At 71.9% G+C, this 5,322-nt stretch carries 4 protein-coding genes and 1 pseudogene; 4 read left to right on the top strand and 1 reads right to left on the bottom strand.

Features of this window, described 5'->3' with window-relative positions:
- The 4 genes from AC0CYZ_RS28405 to AC0CYZ_RS28390 all read left to right on the top strand — a co-directional run.
- Positions 1 to 1,134: citrate synthase (locus tag AC0CYZ_RS28405; protein WP_472221462.1), on the top strand; the 1,134-nt coding region annotated here is incomplete at its 5' end.
- Between the two features lie 109 nt (positions 1,135 to 1,243).
- Positions 1,244 to 2,647, top strand: coding sequence for a cryptochrome/photolyase family protein (locus AC0CYZ_RS28400; RefSeq protein ID WP_472221463.1), 1,404 nt, complete (start codon positions 1,244 to 1,246; stop codon positions 2,645 to 2,647).
- 95 nt (positions 2,648 to 2,742) lie between these two features.
- Positions 2,743 to 3,531, top strand: coding sequence for an SDR family NAD(P)-dependent oxidoreductase (locus AC0CYZ_RS28395; protein ID WP_472221461.1), 789 nt, complete (start codon positions 2,743 to 2,745; stop codon positions 3,529 to 3,531).
- Positions 3,532 to 3,535: 4 nt separating this feature from the next.
- Complete coding sequence (locus AC0CYZ_RS28390) at positions 3,536 to 5,074, top strand: acyl-CoA synthetase (RefSeq protein ID WP_472221460.1); 1,539 nt, start codon at positions 3,536 to 3,538, stop codon at positions 5,072 to 5,074.
- Between the two features lie 32 nt (positions 5,075 to 5,106).
- Here the strand turns inward: AC0CYZ_RS28390 and AC0CYZ_RS28385 are convergent.
- Positions 5,107 to 5,322: pseudogene (locus tag AC0CYZ_RS28385) on the bottom strand (ABC transporter permease); the annotation flags it as partial.

Genomic DNA, 5,322 nt, shown 5'->3' with positions numbered 1-5,322 from the left:
AAGAGCGCCATCACCTACATCGACGGCGACGCGGGCATCCTGCGCTACCGCGGGTACCCCATCGAGCAGCTGGCGGAGAAGTCCTCGTTCACCGAGGTCTCCTACCTGCTCATCTACGGCGAGCTGCCCACGCAGACGCAGCTGGCCGAGTTCGAGGACCGGATCCGCCGCCACACGATGCTCCACGAGGACCTCAAGGCGTTCTTCAACGGGTTCCCGCGCGACGCGCACCCGATGCCGGTGCTGTCGTCCGCGGTCTCCGCGCTGTCGACCTTCTACCAGGACAGCCTGAGCATCCGTGACCGCGACCAGATCGAGCTGTCGACGGTCCGCCTGCTCGCGAAGCTGCCGACGATCGCCGCGTACGCCTACAAGAAGAGCGTCGGGCAGCCGTTCCTCTACCCCGACAACAGCCTCGGCCTGGTCGAGAACTTCCTCCGGATGACGTTCGGGTTCCCGGCGGAGCCCTACGACGTCGACCCCGCCATGTCGCGCGCGCTCGACCTGCTGTTCATCCTGCATGCCGACCACGAGCAGAACTGCTCGACGTCCACCGTGCGGCTCGTCGGCTCGGGGCAGGCGAACCTGTTCGCCTCCGTCTCAGCCGGGATCCACGCGCTGTCGGGCCCGCTGCACGGCGGCGCCAACCAGGCCGTCCTCGAGATGCTCGAGCAGATCAGCCGCAGCGACGACGACGTCGACACCTTCATGAGCAAGGTGAAGAACAAGGAGGGCGGCGTCCGGCTGATGGGCTTCGGGCACCGCGTGTACAAGAACTACGACCCGCGCGCGGCCATCATCAAGAAGACCGCCGACGAGATCCTCGGCAACTTCGGGCAGCGCGACGAGCTGCTCGACATCGCCCTGCGCCTGGAGGAGATCGCCCTCTCCGACGACTACTTCGTCGAGCGCAAGCTCTACCCGAACGTCGACTTCTACACCGGCCTGATCTACCAGGCGATGGGCTTCCCGACCGAGATGTTCACGGTCCTGTTCGCCATCGGCCGGCTCCCCGGCTGGATCGCCCACTGGCGCGAGATGATCGAGGACCCGGACACCCGCATCGGCCGCCCGCGCCAGGTCTACACCGGCCCGGCCGAGCGCGAGTTCGTGCCGATGGACCAGCGCAGCTGACCGTCTCGGATTCCGAGCGAGGGGCACCTCCGGTCGACCAGATCGACCGAAGGTGCCCTTCGCTCGTACCGGGGCGGGTGACGACGGCGGGCGCGGGTACCTGCTCGGCATGGCCCCGTCCGACTCCACCGCCGTGGTCTGGTTCCGGCGCGACCTGCGCGTGGCCGACCAGCCGACGTTCGTCGCCGCCGCCGAGCGGGCTTCCCGCGCCCTGGCGCTCTACGTGCTCGACCCCGCGCTCCTCGAGCCCTCCGGTCCGAGGCGGCGGACCTTCCTGTTCCGCTGCCTGCGTGCCCTCGACGAGTCCCTGGGCGGGAAGCTGCTCGTCGTGAAGGGCGACCCGGCCGACGTCGTGCCCCGGATCGCCGCCGCGGTGAAGGCCGCCAGCGTCCACACCGCGGCCGACTACAACCCCTACGGCCGCACGCGCGACGAGGCCGTCGAGAAGGCGCTGCGCGACGCCGACGTGGACCTGGTGCGCTCCGGCTCGCCGTGGTTCACCGAGCCCGGCTCGATCACCAAGTCCGACGGCGAGCCGTACAAGGTCTTCACGCCCTTCTCCCGCGAGTGGGCCAAGCGGCTGCCCACCCGCCAGGACGACGCCGGCATGCCGGTCGACACCGACGCCGGGACGCTGACCTGGATCGACCCGAAGGACAAGGACGGCGGGCCGCGTGCGGTGCGGATCCCCGACGACGAGTCCGTGGACGCCGAGCTGCCCGCGGCGGGGGAGCAGGCCGCCCGCGAGCAGTGGGAGGCCTTCGTCGACGAGCACCTCACCGATTACGACGACCTGCGCAACCGACCCGACCGCCCGGGGACCTCGCGGATGTCGGTGCACCTCAAGTACGGCACCATCCACCCGCGCACGCTGCTCGCCGACGCGCGCGGGGAGGGCACCGGTGCGGCGTCGTTCCGCAACGAGCTGTGCTTCCGCGACTTCTACGCCCACGTGCTCTGGCACTTCCCCCGCTCGGCCCGCGAGAACTTCGACCCGAAGTTCGACCGGATCACCCTCGACACCGGGAAGGCGGCGCAGGAGAAGTTCGAGCGCTGGAAGGACGGGCGCACCGGCTTCCCCGCGGTCGACGCGGCGATGCGCCAGCTGCGCGGCGAGGCGTGGATGCACAACCGGATGCGGATGACCGTCGCCTCGTTCCTGGTCAAGGACCTGCACCTGCCGTGGTGGTGGGGCGCGAGGCACTTCATGGAGCTGCTCGTCGACGGCGAGCTCTCCTCCAACCAGCACGGCTGGCAGTGGGCCGCGGGGTCGGGGACCGACGCCGCGCCGTACTTCCGCGTGTTCAACCCGGTGACCCAGGGCGAGCGCTTCGACCCCCAGGGCGACTACGTGCGTCGCTGGGTCCCCGAGCTCGCCGACGTCGAGGGGCTGGAGGGCAAGAAGGTCCACCAGCCCTGGAAGCTGGAGAACCCGCCCGCGGACTACCCGGCGCCGATGGTCGACCACAAGGCCGAGCGGCAGGAGGCGCTCGACCGCTTCCAGGCGCTGTAGCCGCGCTCTGGACGGCGCCGCACGCAGCTCCCTACTGTGATCCACGTCGCAGCGGCGACGGCGGCCCGACACACGGGCCGGTGGGAGGAGCGAGGGTGAGCGCGTTCGATCTGACCGGACGCCGGGTGCTGGTCACCGGCGGGGCCCAGGGACTCGGCGAGGGGATGGCCCGCGCGCTCGGCGCGGCCGGCGCGGCGGTGATGATCGCCGACGTCGCGAAGGACCTCGGCGAGCAGACCGCGGCCGGGATGGGCGCCCGGTTCGTCGCCCTCGACGTCACCGACGACGCGGCCTGGGAGGCCGCGGTCGGGCAGACCGTCGACGAGCTCGGCGGCCTCGACGTCGTGGTGAACAACGCCGGGCTCGAGGTGACCCAGCTGCTCGTCGACACCGACCCCGACGACGTCCGGCGGATGCTCGAGGTCAACCTCATCGGCACGATGCTCGGCATCAAGCACGCCTTCCGCGCGATGCGCCCGGGCGGCGCGGCCGGGACGGGGGGCGCCGTCATCAACACCTCGTCGGTGGCCGCGACCATCGCCTTCCCGTCGATCGGCGCCTACTCCGCGACGAAGTCCGGGGTCGACCGCCTGACCCGGGTCGCGGCGATGGAGTCGGGCAAGCTCGGCTACGGCGTGCGCGTCAACTGCGTCTACCCCGGGCTCGTCCCGACCGCGATGGGCCAGAAGCTCGCCGTCGAGACCTCCGGGCTCGGCCTGTTCGGCAGCCCCGAGGAGGCCGTCGGGGCCGTCATCGAGCAGACGCCCTCGGGTCGCCTCGGCGAGGTCGCCGACATCGCCGACGCCGTGGTCTTCCTCGCCTCCGACGCCGCCCGCTTCGTCAACGGCGCGGGCCTGCCGGTCGACGGCGGCATGGGCATGTGATCCGGTGTCCCTGGCGTCGTACCTGGACAAGGGGGCGTCGCTCGGGGCCGACGCCCCCTGCCTGACCCTCGACGGCGAGACCCGCAGCTACGGCCAGGTCGTCGCGCTCTCCCACGACGTCGCCCGGGCGCTGCGCCGCTCCGGCGTCGTCGCGGGGGACCCGGTGGGGATCCTCTCGGCGAACGACCCGACGGCGTTCACCTGCGTCTTCGGGATCGCCCGGGCGGGCGCGGTGTGGTGCCCGATCAACCCCCGCAACGCGGCGGGGGAGAACCGGGAGCTGCTGGCCCTCTTCGGCTGCGTCGCGCTGGTGTTCCAGGCGACGTTCGCCGCGCTCGTCGCCGAGATCGCCCCACAGCTGCCCGCGCTGACGACGCTGGTGTGCCTCGACGACCCCGACCCGGCGGTCGACGGTGCGGTCGGGCTCGAGGCGTGGCTGGCGGCCGCCGCGGACGACCCGCAGGTCGAGCTCCCGTCGGGGGCTTCCGACGACGTCGTGGCGCTGGTCGGCACCGGCGGCACCACCGGCCGCCCGAAGGGCGTGCAGCTCACCGACCGCAACCTCGAGACGATGAGCGCGATCACGCTGATGGCCTACCCGCTCGAGCGGCGCCCGGTGTACCTCGCGCTCGCACCGCTCACCCACGCCGCCGGGGTGCTGTGCTTCCCGATCCTCGCCCAGGGCGGGGAGGTCGTCGTCATGGCCGCCCCCGACGTCGGGCGCTTCCTCGCCCTGGTGGCCCGGCACCGGGTGACGCACACGTTCCTGCCGCCGACGCTGATCTACATGGTGCTCGACCACCACGACCTCGACGCCACGGACCTCTCGTCGCTGCGGTGCTTCTGGTACGGCGCCGCCCCGATGTCGACGACGCGGCTGGCGGAGGCCTGCGAGCGGATCGGCCCGATGGCGCAGCTCTTCGGGCAGTCCGAGGCACCGATGATGATCTCGACGATGAGTCCGGCGGAGCACCGCGACCCGGACGGGACGCTCGCCACGGAGCGGTTCGCCTCCGCGGGACGCCCCTCGCCGCTCGTCACGGTGGCCATCATGGCGCCCGACGGGAGCGTGCTCGGCGCCGGCGAGCGCGGCGAGATCGTGGTGCGCAGCTCGCTGGTGATGGCCGGGTACCACGAGGACCCCGAGGCCACGGCCGAGGTGTCGGCGCACGGCTGGCACCACACCGGCGACGTCGGCTACCTCGACGACGACGGGTGGCTCTTCATCGTCGACCGCGCCAAGGACATGGTCATCACCGGCGGGTTCAACGTGTACTCGGCGGAGGTCGAGCAGGCCCTGATGGCCCACGACGCGGTCGCCGACTGCGCCGTGGTGGGCCTGCCCGACGAGAAGTGGGGCGAGCGGGTGGAGGCCGCCGTGCAGCTGCGGCCCGGCGCGACGGTCTCCGAGGCCGAACTCGTGGCGTTCACGAAGGAGCGCATCGGCAGCGTGAAGGCGCCCAAGCACATCGCGTTCTGGGACGACCTGCCGCGCTCCACCGTCGGGAAGATCCTCAAGGCCGAGGTGAAGCTCCGCATGTGAACGATCGTGGTCGTCCTGGCGACCACATCCGTTCACCTGCCGAAGGCCTCCCGCAGCGACACCCGCGCCCCGGTCCGCAGCACCGACCGCGCGTAGATCCGGCCGCCGAGCAGGAGCACCCCCGTGGTGAACGCCAGCGTCAGCACGAACGCCAGCGCCACCTGCCAGACCGGGACCCCGCCCAGCGCGATCCGGGCGGGCATGATCAGCGGCGTCCACGGCGGGATCAGCGAGAGCACGGCGAGCGT

Source organism: Actinomycetospora sp. (assembly GCF_055612215.1).
The sequence above is the reverse complement of the archived record's forward strand: the minus strand, read 5'-3'. Positions and strand labels throughout refer to the sequence as shown.

What these genes read in the sequence shown, in the direction of transcription:
- AC0CYZ_RS28400 (WP_472221463.1), top strand. Translation starts at nt 1,244, where the DNA reads ATGGCCCCGTCCGACTCCACCGCCGTGGTCTGGTTCCGGCGCGACCTG.